At 70.1% G+C, this 16760-nt stretch carries 13 protein-coding genes and 1 tRNA gene; 6 read left to right on the plus strand and 8 right to left on the minus strand.

The genetic code is table 11. The features are described from left to right. Positions 1-110: 110 nt before the first annotated feature. On the plus strand, positions 111-1712 hold the full coding sequence (locus RUH65_RS07870) for an ABC-F family ATP-binding cassette domain-containing protein (RefSeq protein WP_396179823.1): 1602 nt from the start codon (positions 111-113) through the stop codon (positions 1710-1712). Between the two features lie 47 nt (positions 1713-1759). On the opposite strand, the gene RUH65_RS07875 is transcribed toward RUH65_RS07870, so the two are convergent. Further along, positions 1760-3253 (minus strand): MFS transporter, encoded by a 1494-nt coding sequence (locus tag RUH65_RS07875; RefSeq protein ID WP_313816802.1) that lies wholly within the window; start codon positions 3251-3253, stop codon positions 1760-1762. 144 nt (positions 3254-3397) lie between these two features. Here RUH65_RS07875 and RUH65_RS07880 point away from each other — a divergent pair. Next, positions 3398-3470, plus strand: a tRNA-Asn gene (locus RUH65_RS07880). Between the two features lie 199 nt (positions 3471-3669). Beyond that, positions 3670-4359: a PepSY domain-containing protein gene (locus RUH65_RS07885; RefSeq protein WP_313816791.1), complete on the plus strand. Its 690-nt coding sequence runs from the start codon at positions 3670-3672 to the stop codon at positions 4357-4359. A gap of 77 nt (positions 4360-4436) precedes the next feature. Here RUH65_RS07885 and dnaG read toward each other — a convergent pair whose 3' ends face one another. After that, positions 4437-6347 carry a DNA primase gene (gene dnaG, locus RUH65_RS07890; protein WP_313816792.1) on the minus strand — a complete coding sequence of 637 codons (1911 nt, stop codon included), beginning with the start codon at positions 6345-6347 and terminating at the stop codon, positions 4437-4439. Between the two features lie 154 nt (positions 6348-6501). Beyond that, positions 6502-7953 carry an aromatic acid/H+ symport family MFS transporter gene (locus RUH65_RS07895; protein ID WP_313816793.1) on the minus strand — a complete coding sequence of 484 codons (1452 nt, stop codon included), beginning with the start codon at positions 7951-7953 and terminating at the stop codon, positions 6502-6504. 228 nt (positions 7954-8181) lie between these two features. Here RUH65_RS07895 and RUH65_RS07900 point away from each other — a divergent pair, with 228 nt between their 5' ends. Next, positions 8182-8895, plus strand: a complete 714-nt coding sequence (locus tag RUH65_RS07900; protein ID WP_313816794.1) for a DNA alkylation repair protein — start codon at positions 8182-8184, stop codon at positions 8893-8895. A 36-nt stretch (positions 8896-8931) separates the two neighbouring features. Here the strand turns inward: RUH65_RS07900 and RUH65_RS07905 are convergent, their stop codons facing one another. Beyond that, positions 8932-10218 carry a deoxyguanosinetriphosphate triphosphohydrolase gene (locus RUH65_RS07905; protein WP_313816803.1) on the minus strand — a complete coding sequence of 429 codons (1287 nt, stop codon included), beginning with the start codon at positions 10216-10218 and terminating at the stop codon, positions 8932-8934. Between the two features lie 103 nt (positions 10219-10321). Continuing rightward, positions 10322-11530 carry a tRNA dihydrouridine synthase DusB gene (gene dusB, locus RUH65_RS07910; protein WP_313816795.1) on the minus strand — a complete coding sequence of 403 codons (1209 nt, stop codon included), beginning with the start codon at positions 11528-11530 and terminating at the stop codon, positions 10322-10324. 123 nt (positions 11531-11653) lie between these two features. On the opposite strand from dusB, the gene RUH65_RS07915 reads away from it, so the two are divergent. Together RUH65_RS07915 and RUH65_RS07920 are read left to right on the plus strand one after the other, a co-directional pair. Continuing rightward, positions 11654-12673, plus strand: a complete 1020-nt coding sequence (locus tag RUH65_RS07915; RefSeq protein WP_313816796.1) for an LLM class flavin-dependent oxidoreductase — start codon at positions 11654-11656, stop codon at positions 12671-12673. Positions 12674-12687: 14 nt separating this feature from the next. Then, entirely contained in the window at positions 12688-13866 is a 1179-nt protein-coding gene (locus RUH65_RS07920; protein WP_313816797.1) for a hypothetical protein, read from the plus strand. A 14-nt stretch (positions 13867-13880) separates the two neighbouring features. Here RUH65_RS07920 and RUH65_RS07925 read toward each other — a convergent pair whose 3' ends face one another. The 3 genes from RUH65_RS07925 to RUH65_RS07935 all read right to left on the minus strand — a co-directional run. Beyond that, entirely contained in the window at positions 13881-14450 is a 570-nt protein-coding gene (locus tag RUH65_RS07925; RefSeq protein WP_313816798.1) for an isochorismatase family cysteine hydrolase, read from the minus strand. Positions 14451-14459: 9 nt separating this feature from the next. Then, positions 14460-15803 carry a YibE/F family protein gene (locus tag RUH65_RS07930; RefSeq protein ID WP_313816799.1) on the minus strand — a complete coding sequence of 448 codons (1344 nt, stop codon included), beginning with the start codon at positions 15801-15803 and terminating at the stop codon, positions 14460-14462. Next, positions 15793-16760, minus strand: a 968-nt coding sequence (locus RUH65_RS07935) for a GNAT family N-acetyltransferase (protein WP_313816800.1), incomplete at its 5' end; no start/stop codon positions are given. The genes RUH65_RS07935 and RUH65_RS07930, both read right to left, overlap by 11 nt.

A 16760-nucleotide genomic window follows, 5' to 3' on the forward strand; every position in this document is an offset into this window, starting at 1 on the left:
CTCCCTGACGAGTCGAAAGCACTACCGTGAACCCACGTTCCCCTGAACACCCTTGCTCCCCCGCCGGCCACCGCCCGAAGACGGCACGTCCCGCCGGCGCGGCCGCTCATCTGCGCGCGGACGGCCTCGGCGTGGTGCGCGGCGGCCGGGAGATCCTCCGTGACGCCAGCGTCACCGTCTCCGTCCGTTCCCGCCTCGCCATCGTCGGCGAGAACGGACGCGGCAAGAGCACCCTGCTGCATCTCCTCGCCGGAACCCTGAGGCCCGACGCCGGCTCGGTCACCCGGGTGGGCACGCTCGGCGTGGCCGAGCAGACCCTCGACGCCGGCCCCGGCCAGACCGTGGGCACGCTCGTCGGCGAGGCGATCGGAGGCTCACGACGGGCTCTGGCCGCCCTGGACACGGCGGCCGACGCCCTGGCCCTTGGCTCGCCCGGTGCGGACGAGGACTATGCGGCCGCCCTGGAGACGGCCACCGTCCTGGACGCCTGGGACGCCGAACGCCGGGTGGACATGGCACTGGCGGCTCTGGACGCCGAGACGGACCGGACCCGGCCGCTCGCAGAGTTGTCCGTGGGCCAGCGCCACCGGGTCCGGCTGGCCTGTGTGCTCGGTGCGCGGTACGACCTTTTGCTGCTGGATGAGCCGACCAATCACCTCGATGCCGGCAGCCTCGAGTTCCTGACCGCGAGCCTGCGCGAGCACCCCGGCGGACTGGCCCTGATCTCCCACGACCGGACCCTGTTGCGGGAGGTGGCCGAGGACTTCCTCGACCTCGATCCCACTGTGGACGGCCGGCCCGCCCTCTACGCCGGCGGCTACGACGGCTGGCAAACGGGCCGGACCGCGGCCCGTGAACGCTGGGTGCAGGCCCATGAGGCCCAACGGGCCGAGCACCACCGCCTGGCCGAGGCCGCCGACGCGGCGCGGGACCGGCTGGAATCCGCGTGGCGACCGGACAAGGGCCATGGCAAGCACCAACGCCAGAGCCGGGCACCCGGCGTCGTGCAGGCCGTGAAGCGGCGCCAGGCAGACCTGGAGGCACACCGGATCTCGGTGCCGGAACCACCCGCGAAGCTGGCTTTCCCGGACCTGGCGGTGCGGGCCGGACAGCCGTTGGTGCACTGCAGCGGGGTGACGGTGGCCGGCCGGCTGGGGCGGCCGGTGGACCTGCGGCTGGCCGGGGGTGAGCGTCTGCTCGTGACCGGGCCCAACGGGGCAGGCAAATCCACCCTGCTGGAGGTGCTGGCCGGCAGGCACGCGCCGGAGACCGGCGAGGTGCGGCAATCCTCTGGGGCCCGGATCGCGCTGGTCGGCCAGGAACCCCCCGCCTGGCCGGCGCGGCTGCTCGCCCACGAGCTGTACCGGGACCACGTGCACCGGCTGCTGGCGGCCGGCACCCACTCGGAGGAGGAACTGGTGCCGCTGGGTGCCACCGGGCTGCTGGACCCGGAGGCACGGCGCACCCCCGTCGGCGCTCTGTCCGCCGGTCAGCGGAGCCGTCTGCACCTGGCCCTGCGGCTGGCAGAACGACCGGACCTCCTGCTGCTGGACGAGCCCAGCAACCATTTGTCCGCACCGGTGGTGGACACCCTCACGGAGGCCCTGCTGGTCACCCGGGCGGCCGTCGTCGTCGCGACGCACGACCGGCAGCTGCTGGTCGATCTGGCCGCGTGGCCGCGGCTGCAGTTGGAGGGCCCTGAGTGCGGGTGAGGTCGACTGACGGACGTGACCAGGCGTGATGGCCTGCGCTGGCCCGGCTAGTGATTGCTCTCGTAGGCGCTGGCCGGGGTTCCGGGACCATAGTGGCGCAGGAGCCATCCGGTGGCTATGGCACACACCGCGACGACGGCGGTGATGAGGACGAGCACGGTCACGAATGCCGTGTCATACGCGGCGCCCGCGGCGGCCAGCACGGCCGGGTCACCAGCGGCCACCGTCACGGCCTGGGACATGCTGTCCGCCGCTCCCGCCGGGGCGCCGGGGGTCAGCTGGACGGTCAGGGTGTAGACGAGGGTGGCGAGGCTGCCCAGGATGGCCACGGCCAGCAGGTTGCCGAACTCGTAGGACACCTCCTCCACGGAGGAGGCCATGCCGGCCTGCCGGGCCGGGACGTTGCCGATGATGGCCGTGGACGCCACGGACATGGCCGATCCCATGCCGGCGCCGGTCAGCACCAGGCCCGTGACCAGCAGGCCCAGGTGGGTGGTGGCACCGAGGGCGGCCAGGGTCATGCCGAGCGTGCCGAGGACGAAACCGCCGGTCATGAGCGCGCGCAGTCCGAGGAGGTGCAGCGTGGCCCCTCCGGCGAGGGACGTGAGAAGAGAGCCTGCGGCGAGCGCGGCGACCAGGAGGCCGGATTGCAGCGGCGTGTAGCCCTCGACCAACTGGAAACGCTGGGTGGTGACCAGCTGCACGCCGCCGATCACGAACATCGAGCAGGACGCCGCCAGGAATCCGGCGGAGAAGGCCCGGTTGCGGAAGACGGCGAAGTCGAGGACGGGCTCCTTCAGCGCGCGTTGGCGCCGGACGAACAGCCAGGCACCGGCCACGGCACAGGCGGCGGTGACCACCAGCCATGGTCCCGAGGGGTCCGGGCCGGTGGCCTCCTTGATCGCGAAGACGGCTCCCGTGAGGGCGACCATGGCATGCAGGGAGGACAGCGCGTCCCAGGACTTGGACCGGTCCGTGCGGGCCCGCGGCGCCACCCAGGGAGTCAGGGCCAGGGCGCCCAGGACGACGGGGACGTTGATGAGGAACACGGACCCCCACCAGAAGTGCTCGAGCAGCAGGCCGCCGACGATCGGCCCCAGAGCCGCCCCGACCACGGAGATGCTCCCCCAGACGCCGATGGCGACATTGCGCTGGCGGACGTCATCGAAGCCGATGCGGATCAGGGCCAGGGTGGCCGGCATCATGCACGCCGCACCCACCGCCAACAGGGCCCGCGAGGCGATCAGAACGGTGACGCCGGGCGCGAAGGCCGCCACGAGGGAGGCCGCCCCGAACAGCACCAGTCCGATGAGGAAGAGCCGCCGATGACCATACCGGTCCCCCAGCGTCCCCGCCCCCAGCAACAGACCGCACATCACGAGCGGATAGGCGTTGATGATCCACAGTGACTCCGAGGCCGTGGCCCCGAGCTCGGCCGTCAGGGTGGGCAGCGCCGTGTAGAGGATCGTGTTGTCCAGGGTGATCAGCAGCACGCCGGCGCTGACCGCGACCAGCAGCAGCCAACGGCGCAGCGGGGTCATCTCTGCGGGCGTGGAGGACGTGGTCACCGAAAGACTCTAACCGTGCCGGGCGCTGGCAGGACTCCCTCAGCCGATTTCACAGTTCCGCCGAACTTCGGTACAGTGGAACCCGCTGTCATGCAGTTCCACGAACAGCACCAGCGGTCCCCCGTAGCTCAATTGGCAGAGCATTCGACTGTTAATCGAAGGGTTACTGGTTCGAGTCCAGTCGGGGGAGCAAGAGAACCTCTCTGATCAGGCGTCCAGCCGTCAGGGAGGTTTTTCTTTGCCCTTTTCCGTGCGCACATCCTTCCTGCGGCACAGGCGGCGGGCCCTTTCCTTCCCCGGCTCATCCTCGGCCACGCCCCTCGGCCCTTCTCATCGGCGCTTCATCCGATTCTCATGACGGGCTCATGCGCACTTGGCAGACTGGTGCCATGATGCAGAAGAAGGTAGCCCAGAGCACGTTCACCCAGACCCTCGCGTGGACCGGGACCGGTGTCCTGGCCCTGGCCTTGCTGACCGGTTGTTCGGTGGCCGAGCCGGACAACTCGGAGGACACCGCCACGACCGCCACGTCCAGCGCTGCGGCGGAGACATCGGATGCCACCGGTGACAGCACGGAGGGGGCGACCGGCGATCAGTCGGCATCGGCTTCGGCTTCGGCCACCGATGCGAGCACGTCCACGTCCGCTGAGACCACCGCCGCGGTGGCCGGGGACGACCCGGTGTTCGCAGCCATCGATGCGTTCTTGGCCGAGCAGGAGGGCGCCCTCATCGTGGAGATCGACCTGGATGACAGCGACACGCGCTATGACGTCGAGGCCGTCGTCGGCGACCAGATCCTCGACTTCGACGTCACCATGGACGGCGAGGTCCGCGAGGACACCGATGATGACGACGACGATGATCAGGATGACATCCGCCGCGCCCAGGAGGCGGACATCACCGCCGAGGACGCCGCCCGTGCCGCGCTGGAGGGCCGCGACGGCAACACCATCGACAGCCTGAGCCTGGATGACGATGACAACGCCCTGCACTGGGAGGTCGAACTCGACAACGCCCAGGGCGAGGACGACGACCTGCATGTCGACGCCCTGACCGGCGCGGTCACCACCGACAACTGACCGGTGAGCCCCTGCGCGCCGGGCTCTATGGCCGGCGCGTGGCCGGCATGGTGCCGCCGCCTGGCCGGAACCGGGAATCAGTCCCGGGCGCGCAGGGACCGGCGCTTCGTCTCCAGGTCCACCAGCTGGCGGTTCAGCGCAGCGAACTCCGCCGGATCACCCTGGGGGCCCAGTCGCTGCAGCCGGCCCATCAGGTCACCCTTCTGGTGGGTGATCTGCAACTCGAACAATCGGTTCATGATGTCCCGGCAATATCTCACCAGGTCCTCCGAGGTCCGGGCGGGCAACGGCGTCACGGCCAGTTCGCTGACGAGTGATCCCAGTTCGACCGGCACCTCCTGGCGGACCTGCTCCACCCACTGTGACGGGGTGGCTCCGGCCATGCCGGCAGCACGAATCCCGGAGTGGATGACGGCGTAGGCGGGCACCTTGAAGTCGGCGGCGTAGAACGCCTGCCACTGCTCGGCCGAGAGCAGGGTGGGCTGCTGGAGGACCACCTCGAGGGCCTCCTTCTCCATGCGGGCTGCCGGATCGCGCACGTCCGGGCGCTGGAAGCCCGGCTCCGCTCCCCCGGGCCGGCCGGCACCGCCCTCGGTGCCATGAGCCGCTGACCGGCCGTCGCCGGACGGCCCCCGGCGATGTCCCGACGCCGGCGAGGCCGCCGCCCGCTGCGCGCTCTGCACCGCGCGGTGCACGGAGGCGGGCTCCATGCCGAGCCAGCCGGCCAGCTCACGCTCATAGCCGGGACGGACGACGGAGTCGCGGATGCCGGCGACGATGGGAGCGGCATGCCGCAGGGCACCGGTGCGGCCCTCCACGGTGTCCAGGTTGAAGTTCTTCATCCCCGCTTTAATGGCGAACTCGAACAGCGGGCGGCGCGCGTCTATCAGCGCCACGACCGCCTCCGGACCTTTGTCCTGACGCAGGTCGCAGGGGTCCATTCCGGACGGTTCCACGGCCACGAAGGTCTTGGCGAGGAACTTGTTGTCCTCCTCGAAGGCCCGCAGTGCGGCTTTCTGCCCCGCGGCGTCCCCATCGAAGGTGAAGATGATCTCCCCGCCCGTACCGTCGTCCGAGATCAGCCGGCGGGCGATCTTGACGTGGTCCGAACCGAAGGCGGTTCCACAGGTGGCGACGGCGGTGTCCACCCCGGACAAGTGCGCGGCCATGACATCCGTGTAGCCCTCGACCACCACGAGCTGGCGCTTCTTGGCGATGTTCCGCTTGGCCAGATCGATCCCGTAGAGCACCTGGGACTTCTTGTAGAGGCCGGTCTCCGGGGTGTTGAGGTATTTGGGGCCGGGATCCTCCTCGAAGAGCTTGCGGGCACCGAAGCCGATGGTCGCCGCGGTCATGTCCCGGATGGGCCAGACCAGTCGGCCGCGAAAGCGATCGTAGATGCCGCGCTGGCCTTCGGAGAACAACCCGGTGAGCTTCAGCTCGTCCTCACGGAAGCCCTTGCGCTGCAGGTGCTTGAGCAGGTGGTCCCAGCCCTGCGGGGCATAGCCGACACCGAAGTGCTGGGCGTGCTCGGCGGTGAAGCCGCGGCCGGCGAGAAACTGCTGGGCGGTGGCCGCCCCGGGGGTTCCGAGCTGGTCCCGGAAGTACTCGTCCGCGATCTTATTGGCCTCGAGCATCCGCTGACGCCGGCCGACCTGCTCCTGGTCCGGGCCGGAGCCGCCGTCCTCGTAGTGCAGTTCGATGTTGGCCCGCGCCGCCAGCCGCTCGACCGTCTCGGCGAAGGTGGTGTGCTCCATCTTCATCAGGAACGCGATGGCATCGCCGGACTCCCCACAGCCGAAGCAGTGATAGGTGCCGACCGACGGACGGACATGGAAGGAGGGGCTGCGCTCATCATGGAAGGGGCACAGCCCCTTGTAGGATCCGACGCCGGCGCTGCGCAGCGTGACGAAGGCGTCCACAATCTCCTTGAGGTCCGATCGCTCGCGGACACGATCGATGTCCTCGCGTTTGATCAGGCCTGCCATGCAGACAGTCTAGTGCTGGTCCGCCATCCCCCAGACAGCAGCGGACCAGCCCATGGATGAACCGACGGGCTGGTCCGCTGTGCAGTAGTCCTGCAGGAGTGCTGCAGCAGTGGTGGGTGTCGAGCGGGTGGCGAGACCCCGGACTCGCTGGTGACTAGACCCCGGCCGGGGTGCGGTCGGGCTGGCCGGTGACCGGGCCGGCGTCGTGGGTGGTGCCGTGGGCCGCAGCGGCACCCTGATCCGCTGTGCCGTCCGCCGTTCCGCCCGCCTTGCTCGTGCCCTGGCCGCGGCGCATGGTGCGCATGCCGGACACGGCCACGCCGCCGAGGGCCCCGGCCACGGCGAAGCCGAAGAAGCCCCAGGGGTAGGCGATGCCGGCGGCCACGAGGGTGCCTCCCATGATCGGGCCGGAGATGGCACCGAGGCGCCCCACCCCGGCGGCCATGCCCAGGGCGGTGCCGCGGACCTTCGGCGGATAGTTGGTCGCAGCGAAGGCGTAGACGAGGTTCTGGGCGGAGAACACGAAGCAACCGGTGATGAAGATCATCACGTAGATGCCCAGCAGCGGGAGCTTGATGGCCAGTGCGGCCAGCAGGATGGCCGAGCCGATGAACCAGAGGATGGCGGCGTTGCGCGGGGTGATGGCATCTCCGACCTTGCCGGCGACGATCAGGCCGATCACGGCGCCGGCGTTGAGGACCACGAGGAAGCCGAGCGAATTGCCGAGGTCGTAGTCGGCCTCCCGCATGATCTGCGGCAGCCAGGTGTTCAGGCCGTAGACCAGCAGCAGGCCCATGAAGGATGCGATCCACATGAAGATGGTGTTGCGGCGGTACGTGGCGGACAGCAGCAGAGCGGCGCCCTGCTTCTCATGGTCGGCCTCCTCCGGCGAGGCATCCACGAACGCGCGCTCGGGCTGCTCCTCGAACTCCACGCCATAGTGGCCGGCCACCCGGCGGGCCTCCTCCATACGGCCCTGGGAGATCAGGAAGTCCGGGGACTCCGGCAGGTAGCGCCACATCAGCGGCACCAGGACCAGGGCCGGCAGGCCGCCGATGAAGAACATCTCACGCCACCCGGAGACGGTCTCGCTCGCGGCCCAGATGGCCAGCAGCGCGGTGATCACGGCGCCCACGTGGTAGCCGGTCATCATCAGGGTGGTGGCGTTGGAGCCCTTCTGATGGCCGGCGAACTCGGTGACCATGGAGATGCCGGTGGGCAGGCAGCCGCCCAGGCCGAGGCCGGCCAGGAAGCGCAGGAGGCCGATGGTGGTGGCGTCCTGGGCGAAGCCGGTGACGAAGGTCAGGATGGAGAAGGCGATCACGGCGCCGATCAGCAGCTTGCGGCGGCCGAACTTGTCCGTCAGCCAGCCCATGCCGAGGGCGCCGACCATCATGCCGACCAGGCCGAGGGTGGCGATCACGGTGCCGGTGCCGTTGTCGATGCCCATGGAGGCATCCGCGGTGAGCGTGGGCATGATGGCGCCGAGGACGACGGCGTCGAAGCCGTCAAGCAGCACGGCGAACCAGCACAGGGGTGCGACCCAGTTGCGTCCGCGCAACACGAGTGAGCCGGACCCGGAACGGGCGGGGGTGGACGTGGCCATGGGACCTCCGAGATGAGACGGGCAGGGGTTCGCGGGCGGCCGGACTGAGTCCCGCGCCATGGGGGTCCATGGCGGCGCTCACACGATCGTTGACCACGATACCGTACGTATACGTACGTTTGTAGCGGCGGTCACAGCCCGTCGAGACACGGGACACCATCCCGCGCCCGGCCGTAGGCTGGGACTGTCCGTTGATCCGTTCTCGATACCCGCTTCGTCAGGAATGCCATGGCCACCACCGGTGCTCCCACCATCGCCCCCACCGTCGAGGCGGTGCAGACTGAACTCGCAGCCCTTGAGGACCCTGCCATGCGGGCGGCGAACGAGAAGCGCGGGGACGGCCACGGGGTGAACCTGACGAAGCTGCGCGCGGTCGCGAAGGCCGTCAAGACCGATCCGGCGTCCAAGCATCAACTGGCCAGAGACCTCTGGAACACCGGCGACTCCGCCTCCCGGCTGGTCAGCCTGCTGATCTGCTCGCCGAAGAGGTTCAGCCGGGACGAGCTGGACGAGATGATCCGCCAAGCCCAGGCGCCCAAGGTCCATGACTGGCTGGTGAACTATGTGGTCAAGAAGAGCGCGCATCTCGAGGACTTGCGCCTGGCGTGGACAGAGGATGCAGACCAGTTCGTGGCGAGCGCCGGCTGGGACCTGAACAGCCACCAGGTGTACCAGAGGCCAGAGGTGCTCGACCTGCCCGGCCTCCTGGACATCATCGAGGCGCAGATGAAGGACGCCCCGAAGGACCTGCAGTGGGCCATGAACAACACACTGGCGGCGATCGGTATCGAGAACCCGGACCTGCGTCCCCGGGCGCTAGCCATCGGTGAGCGCCTCGAGGTGCTCAAGGACTACCCGACTCCCCCGAACTGCACGTCCCCGTTCGCCCCGATGTGGATCTCCGAGATCGTCCGGCGGAAGGAAACCGCAGCCGCCCGCTGACCACGCCGCCCACCGCCAGTTGTTGGGTGTGCCCGCTCAGACCCAGCTCCGGCGGAACTGCTCGCCGCGGACCAGGGTGGCATGCCATTCGATGGCGGTGGAGTCCGTCAACGAGGCGACCTGGTCGATCACGGCGCGGCGGCGTCCCCGGTCGTCGCCGGCCTCACGCCAGTCCCCGGCGAACATCGGGTCGAGGTACCTCTCCCCGGTCTCCCAGAACAGCTCCACCAGCTCGGTGAGGATCTCGCGCTGGCGCGCGTAGAGCGGCTGGCGGGCGTCGGAGCTCATAACGTACGCGGCGGCGATGCCCTTCATGGTCGCGATCTCTATGCTGGTGTCCTCGGGGATCACCACGTCCGCGCCGTGGCGGGTGAGGGGCTCGTTGCCGAAGACCTCACGGGTCGCGTCGAACGCCGCATTGGAGAACCGGCCGATGAGCTGGCTTGTCATGTCCTTCAGTGCGGCACGGGACCGGCGGGTGCCGTCCGCCTCGGTGACCCAGACGTGCGTGGCCTCGAGTCGGGCCAGGGCGGCCTCGACCTCGGCGGGATCGGTGTCCGGCAGGTACCACTGGCGGGTGCGCTCGATGACCAGGGACCGGTGCTCCGGGTCCGTGAGCCACTTCAGCTGGAACTGGCCGTTGACGATCCCGTCCTCCACGTCATGCACCGAGTAGGAGATGTCGTCCGCCAGGTCCATGACCTGGGCCTCCATCGACTTCACCGTCGTCCGGGTTCCGGCCACGCCGCGGCGGAACCACTCGAATACCGGCAGGTCGTCCGCGTAGACCCCGAACTTGCGGGTGGGCTCACCGTCGGACTTCAGCGGCGCCTCGTCCCTGGTCCACGGGTACTTGCAGGAGGCGTCGAGTGAGGCGCGGGTGAGGTTCAGCCCGGCCGAGCGGCCGTCCTCGAAGAACTTCTTGGTCTCCAGGCGGGCGAGCAGCCGCAAGGTCTGGGCGTTGCCCTCGAACCCGCCGATGTCCTGGCTCAGGGCGTCCAGGGCCTTCTCCCCGTTATGCCCGAACGGCGGGTGCCCCAAGTCGTGGGACAGGCAGGCCGCGTCCACCACGTCCGGGTCACAGCCCAGCGACCGTCCGAGTTCGCGGCCCACCTGGGCCACCTCGAGGGAGTGGGTCAGCCGGGTGCGGGCGAAATCGTCCTCATCCGGCGCCACTACCTGGGTCTTGGCCCCCAGCCGGCGCAGGGCCGAGGAGTGCAGGATACGGGCCCGGTCCCGCTCGAAGTCCGAGCGATAGGTACTCTTGGGCGGCTCCGGCAGCCAGCGTTCCCGGTCCTGCGGCGCATACCCGGGCAGCTCCATCGGCCGGCCCGCGTAGGGCGGCCGCCCCTCGGCGCCGAAGAGCACCGCTTGATGGGCTCGCGGCTGCCGGACCCGCCCGGCCGGCACCGGGAACGAGGCCGACTCAACCACCGGAGACGTCCAGCTCGGCAGCCTGGATCAGCGCCTTCTGCTCGGCGTTCAGCTCCCGGGAGTCCAGCCATCCTTCGGGCAGGTGGGGGCGCTTGGGTGAACCGGCGCGCCCCCGCGGCCCCTCGGCGTCGGGCCCGGGGTACGGGGCGTGCGGATCGAGTTCGTCCAGCAGCCCGCGCAGGGTGGCCAGGTCCGGGACCTGGGCGAGCCGTGCGCGCAGCTCACCGCCCACCTGATAGCCCTTGAAGTACCAGGCCACGTGCTTGCGGACGTCCCGCAGGGCCTTGCCCTCGTCCCCGCCGAAGGTGTCCACGAGCAGCTCCGCATGGCGGTAGAAGGTGTCCGCGACCTTCGCCAGCCCCGGGCGGAAGCGCTCGTCCGAACCCTCGAAGGCGTTCTGCAGGTCCCCGAAAAGCCACGGGCGGCCCTGACAGCCGCGGCCGACGACGACCCCGTCCACCCCGGTCTGCCGCACCATCGCGATGGCGTCCTCGGCACTCCAGATGTCCCCGTTACCCAGGACCGGGATGTCCGGCAGGGCCTCGCGCAACCGGGCGATGGAGTCCCAGTCGGCCTGGCCCGAGTAGTGCTGTTCCATGGTGCGCCCATGCAGGGCCACTGCGGCGACGCCCAGGGACCGGGCGGTGCGGCCGGCGTCGAGGTAGGTCAGGTGGTCCTCGTCGATGCCGCGGCGCATCTTGACGGTGACCGGGATGTCCTTCTGGGAGGCCTCCCGCACGGCCGCGCCGATGATGGAGGCGAAGAGCTCCGACTTCCAGGGCAGGGCGGAGCCGCCGCCACGCTTGGTGACCTTGGGGACGGGACAGCCGAAGTTCAGGTCGATGTGGTCCGCACGGTCCTCCTCCACGAGCATCCGCACGGCCTGACCGGTGGTGACGGGGTCCACCGAGTAGAGCTGGACGGAGCGCGGCGTCTCGTCCGGATCATGGTGGATGATCCGCAGGGACTCAGCCCGGCGCTCCACCAGCGCCCGGGCGGTCACCATCTCGGAGACGTACAACCCACCCCCGTATTCACGGCAGAGCCGGCGGAAGGCGTTGTTGGTGATGCCGGCCATGGGGGCCAGCACCACGGGGGTCTCGACGGTCAGCGGGCCCAGCTGCAGGGCGGGCAGGTTCAAGCGCTCTGGAGCCTGGGCCGCGGGGTTGGTGCGCTGGGAAGCGTCGGTCACGGCAGTCATTCCACTCATTATCCCAGAACGGGCCGGCTTCCGCTGGCGTCCTCCACCATCCATCCACAGCCGGAGGCCGACGCCACAGGCCAACGCTGGAAGAACCCCGGTCACCGTGGTGTTCTTGCAGTCATGAAGAAGATCGGATTCCTGAATTTCGGGCACTGGAGTTCCGTGCCCGGCTCGCGCACCCCGGACGCCGGGGCCACCCTGGGCCAGACCATCGAGATGGCGGTGGCCGCGGAGGAAGCCGGCCTGGACGGGGCCTGGATCCGGTCCCATCACTTCCAGAACATGCTCTCCGCCCCGTTCCCGCTGCTGGCAGCCATGGGGTCGGCCACGACGACCATCGAGCTGGGCACCGGCGTGATCGACCTGCGGTACGAGAACCCCTTGTACATGGCGGAGGAGGCGGCGACGGCGGACCTCATCTCCGGCGGCCGGCTCCAGCTGGGCATCTCCCGCGGGTCCCCCGAGGCCGCCCGGGACGGACAGCACCAGTTCGGCTACGACCTTCAACCGGGACAGTCCTGGTCCGAGCTCGCCCAGGCCCGGGGGGAACGCTTCCGGGATGCCATCTCGGGTGGGCTCGTGGCGCACGCCGATCCGGATTCGGGCTGGGCTCAGCCAGGCCAGGAGAAGCTGTCCATCCAGCCCCAATCCCCCGGACTGGTGAACCGCATCTGGTGGGGGTCCGGCAACACGGTCTCCGGTGTCCGGGCGGGAGAGCAGGGCTACAACCTGCTCTCCTCCACGCTGCTGCTGCAGGACGACGGCCGTCCGTTCCACGTCCAGCAGGCCGACCAGATCGCCCGGTACCGGCAGGCCTATGCCGCCTCCGGTCACACAACCGGCGGGATGACGGCGGTGACCCGTTCGGTCTTCCCCATCGTCTCCGCCCAGGACGACATGTACTTCGGCGGACGCCGCGAGCGCTCGGATTCCTCCGGCCATCTCGAGGGCGGCAAGGCCCGTGGCGGGCCGACGTACTCCGGCACCTTCGACGAGGTGGTGGAACTGTTGCGCGCCGACGAGGCCGTCGAGGCGGCCGACTACGTGCTGATGGCCAACCCGAACCAGCTGGGCGTGGACTACAACGCGCACCTGTTCACGCAGTGGGCCGAGGTGGCGAGGGCCCTGGGCTGGAAGTGAAGTAACTTTTAAGCATGGAACTCTGGGTCATCATGCTCCTCGTGCTGGCCGTGATGGTCGGGCTCGCCGGGTGGGCAGGAGTGGCCGCTCTCCAGCGTCGCCTATTGACCGGACGGCAGGACCGGTGGCGCGCCCTGGAGGGCCGCTTCAACCAGGTCACCCTGGACGCCGACCGCTATGAGCGCAGCCCTGACGACGCGCTGGCCGCCCCCGGCTGGCTGGATCGCTCCAGTCCCGTGGTCCGGGGTTTCTCCAGCACGCTCAAGCGCGCGCAGAAGGACCGGGCCGAGCTGGAGCGGTCGGTCGGCCGGGCGCCGGGCCGCGCCGGACGGGAGATCGGCAGCGGAAGCCAGGTTCCGGCGTCGGGCCTGAACCCCACCGAGCAGGACCTGCAGGAGTTCGAACTGCTCGTCGAACGACTGGAGGACGCCTACCGGGACACCGACCGCGCCGTGCGGTCCGTGGGCTGGACCCGCCCGGGCACACTGCACGTCCCCCATCCCCAGTTCCTCCTGGACCCCCGCTGGGGACGGTCCGCCGTGCTCCCCCGCCTGGGCTCGCTGGAGCAGGCCAGCGCCGCGCGGTCCGTGAAGGAATTCCTCGACGCCGCCTACCCACTGCGCCGGGAGACCGCACTGAAAGCCCTGCGGGAACGCAGCGGAGGGGCCGGCCACGCCTACCGCGCCCAGAAGGCCCTCGAGCAGTTGATCCAGACCCGCCGGTACTCCGCGGACCGCCACGGCTTCCTGTGGCCCGGCTCCACGGTGGTCGAGCACTGGGGCGTCTACCGCACCTTCGGCCGTGACGCGGACGTGAGCATCCAGGACATCCCCCCGGTGGAAGTCGCCAATGCCCTGTGGGCCCTACTGCCCGCGGACCGTGGCATGCCGGACGAGGAATTGCTCGAGCTGGCCCAGCAGCACCTGGCCCTCACCGCCGGTTTCACCTCCGGCCTCACCCAGAGCCTCAACGACGGCATCGCCCGCGGGCTGAAGAGCCTGCCCGAGGGCGTGCAGCGCACCATCAACGGCGCCGTTCCCCACGGCGTCTTCCTGCCGACCTCCGCTCCGAAGATCCGGCAGTTGCTGAGCGAGGGCCTGCACGAGGGCCTCGTGACCGGCCGTCTGCAACGCCAGCCCGACGGGCTCGTCCGGCGGCTGCGGAGCGGCTGGCCCAGCACCTACCGGCGGTAGCCCCCGCGCCGGGCTCAGCCGTCCGCCGTGAGCAGCCGCTCCAGATCCGGACGGTTCAGGATCTGCTGACGCAAGGTGTCACAGAGCCCCTCCAGCAAGGGCCATCCGGTCTCCGCTTCCGCCGAGGCGATGGCCTGGCGGGCGTAGACCACACGGAAGTCGTGGGCGAAGGCGTCACGCCCGGTCGCCGCGATGCACGATTCGGCCAGGACCCCGGCCAGGATCACGGTCCGGGCGCCGACGGTCCGCAGCCGCTGGGCCAGGGAGGTCCCGTGGAAGGCGCTGTCCCGGATCTTCTCCAGGTGGGTGGCCGGCTCCAGATCAAGGCCGTCCAGCAACCGGACCTGCGGCGTGCCGGGGAAGTTGAAGCCCTGTTCGTCCTCGAGCATCTTCAGCGTCCAGGTCGACGTGTCCCGCGTGTGCACCGTGCTGACCACGAAGACGGGGATGCCGGCCTGGCGGGCGAGTCCTGCCAGCCGGTTGGACTCCGCCACCATCAGTTCACGGTCGTCCCGTGAGGCGGGGTCCTCGAAGAAACCCTCTTGCAGATCGATGAAGACCACGGCGGCCGAAAGCTCTGTCATGCGTTCAGCTTAGACACGGATGGATGCCGGGGAGGGCGGTGCTGCGACGGATTTCGCCACCGCCACCGCGATGCCGGTGGTGATCGGGATCGCCAGGACCAATCCGATCGAGCCCACCAGGATCCGCACGATCTCCTCGACCAGCTCGCCGGACATCAGGGTGTCCCAGAGGCTGCGGTCGTAGAGGGAGACCACCATCAGCACCGGCAGGGCCGCTCCGGCGTAGGCGAAGGCGATGGTGTACACAGTGGAGGCGATGTGGTCCCGGCCGATGCGCATCCCGGAGGCGAAGAGCTCACGCTTGGACACCGCAGGGTTCGCGGCCTGCAGCTCCCAGACGGCGGAGGCCTGCGTGATGGTGACGTCGTTGAGCACCCCGAGCCCGGCCACGAGCAGTCCGCACAGCACGATCCCGGACAGCCGCACGTCCGGGGCCACGGTGGCCAGCACATAGGAGTACTCGTCCCCGAGGCCGGTGAGATAGGCCGAGTCCGTCCCCCACAACGCCAGCACGGCGGTGAGGGCCAGGCCGATCAGGGTTCCCAGCAACGCCGTGGTGGTCCGCAGCGAGAACCCGTGCGCGAAGTACAGCACCACGAGCATGATCAGGCAGCAGCCGACCAGGCCGATCCACAGCGGTGGACCGCCCTCCAGCAGCGCCGGGAACATGAAGCCGAACAGCACCATGAACGCCAGGCCGAGGCCCACGATGGCCCGCAACCCGCGCCAGCGGGCCACGGCCACCACCACCAGGGCGTACAGCAGGGCCAGGACCACCACGGGAACGGTCCGCTCGAAGTCCACGAACACGTAGTCCGACTCGCCTCCCGCGCCGGTGTCCCCTCCTGGCAGCTCGCTCAGGTCCAGGGCCTTGAGCCGGTCGCCGACCTCCACGTCCATGGAGGCGCTGATCGAGGTGGGGATGGGCACCACCGCGCTGTCGGTTCCGCCACCGTCCGGATCCACCACGGCATCCACGCAGGCCACGTGGGCGGCCGAGGGGTCCCCGGCCATCCCGCCGGTGGGAGTCTCCAGGGTCCCGGCCTCCGGGCCACAGTCCCGGGGTTGAAGACCGGTGACGGTGCCCGTGACCATGGAGATTCCCTGCGAGGTGCCGTAGGGGTCCGCCAGGGAGAGCTCCTGGTGGGAGCCGGACGGCCAGAGGGCGATCATCGCCGCGACCAGCACCACGGTCAGCGGCCCGAGGATCGCCGCGAGGGCGATGATCACCCTCCGGCGGCCGGTCCCGCCGGTTCCGGTCAGCGCCTCGTCGGCGCCGGGTCCCGCGGGCAGGCCGTGACCATGACCGTGTCCCAGCTCAGAGCCGGGCTCTGGGCCGTACTCAGGGGGCATCGGGCACGTCGGTGGCCCAGATCCGCGAGTCCAGCAGCACCCGGGCATGGCCGGTAGTGACCAGCTGGTCGAGGATCGGGGTGAGGATGTCCATGGAGTCGTCCACCTCGAGCTGGACCGGGTACTGCGTGGTCAGCAGGGCCAGCAGCGAGGCGGCGGCGGCCTGGGCGTCCGCCGGGGCCAGTTCCGGGTTCCAGCCCAGCAGCACGTCCGTGGGATCCTCGGTGCGTTCCGGCGTGTAGGACAGGGCGAAGGCGTCGATGCCGCCCCCCTGGGCCTTCGGCTTCGAGCGCAGCACCACGGCCCCGGAGGCACCGGTGGCAGGGCCGAGCAGCAGCTGCTGGGCCTGGCCGACACTCAGATCGGATGGATCCCAGCCATGGGTGGCCGCGTAGAACGCCGCCACCGCCTGCGTCAGTTCCACCGAACCCGTCGCCAGGTCCTCCACGGCCAGGCCGGTGCCGTCCAGTTCCGGCGCTGTGATGACCCCGGGCCCGACGGCGATCCGCCGGGAGCGCTGCAGCGGCGAGAACCCCTGCCCCGCCAGGAAGGACGCGGCCGGGTGGTCTGTCGGGTGGTGCGCCGCGGCACCGGTCTCGGCCGCGTCCGGCGCGGTCTCCGGCAGCGCGTCCGCGGCCACCGCGAAGCGGGTCTTGAGTTCCGTGGTCGCCAGCATCCCCTCGGCCCGGGCACCCTCGGCCTCGGCGCGCAGTGCGGTCAGCAGTGCGGTGGCGAGACCACGTCCGCGCAGCTCGCGAGCCGTCTCGGCGTAGAACCAGAGGCGTTGCGGATGCACGGATGAGGCGTAGACCACGGCGGCTGCCACGGGGATACCCTCGTCCTCCGCCACCAGGCACCGGGCCCAGGGAGAGTTGGACGAGGGGCGCAGCATGGCGCGGTCCTGGTGGTGCTGGGCGTCGGCGGGGTCGCCCCACAACTCCAGGAGCCGCAGGTCGT

The sequence above is a fragment of the Citricoccus sp. genome, assembly GCF_032154715.1.
Classification (GTDB): Bacteria; Actinomycetota; Actinomycetes; order Actinomycetales; family Micrococcaceae; genus Citricoccus.

What these genes read in the sequence shown, in the direction of transcription:
- RUH65_RS07875 (WP_313816802.1), bottom strand. Translation starts at nt 3,253, where the DNA reads ATGACCCCGCTGCGCCGTTGGCTGCTGCTGGTCGCGGTCAGCGCCGGC.
- RUH65_RS07885 (WP_313816791.1), top strand. Translation starts at nt 3,670, where the DNA reads ATGATGCAGAAGAAGGTAGCCCAGAGCACGTTCACCCAGACCCTCGCG.
- dnaG (WP_313816792.1), bottom strand. Translation starts at nt 6,347, where the DNA reads ATGGCAGGCCTGATCAAACGCGAGGACATCGATCGTGTCCGCGAGCGA.
- RUH65_RS07895 (WP_313816793.1), bottom strand. Translation starts at nt 7,953, where the DNA reads ATGGCCACGTCCACCCCCGCCCGTTCCGGGTCCGGCTCACTCGTGTTG.
- RUH65_RS07900 (WP_313816794.1), top strand. Translation starts at nt 8,182, where the DNA reads ATGGCCACCACCGGTGCTCCCACCATCGCCCCCACCGTCGAGGCGGTG.
- RUH65_RS07905 (WP_313816803.1), bottom strand. Translation starts at nt 10,218, where the DNA reads ATGGAGCTGCCCGGGTATGCGCCGCAGGACCGGGAACGCTGGCTGCCG.
- dusB (WP_313816795.1), bottom strand. Translation starts at nt 11,530, where the DNA reads ATGACTGCCGTGACCGACGCTTCCCAGCGCACCAACCCCGCGGCCCAG.
- RUH65_RS07915 (WP_313816796.1), top strand. Translation starts at nt 11,654, where the DNA reads ATGAAGAAGATCGGATTCCTGAATTTCGGGCACTGGAGTTCCGTGCCC.
- RUH65_RS07920 (WP_313816797.1), top strand. Translation starts at nt 12,688, where the DNA reads ATGGAACTCTGGGTCATCATGCTCCTCGTGCTGGCCGTGATGGTCGGG.
- RUH65_RS07925 (WP_313816798.1), bottom strand. Translation starts at nt 14,450, where the DNA reads ATGACAGAGCTTTCGGCCGCCGTGGTCTTCATCGATCTGCAAGAGGGT.
- RUH65_RS07930 (WP_313816799.1), bottom strand. Translation starts at nt 15,803, where the DNA reads ATGCCCCCTGAGTACGGCCCAGAGCCCGGCTCTGAGCTGGGACACGGT.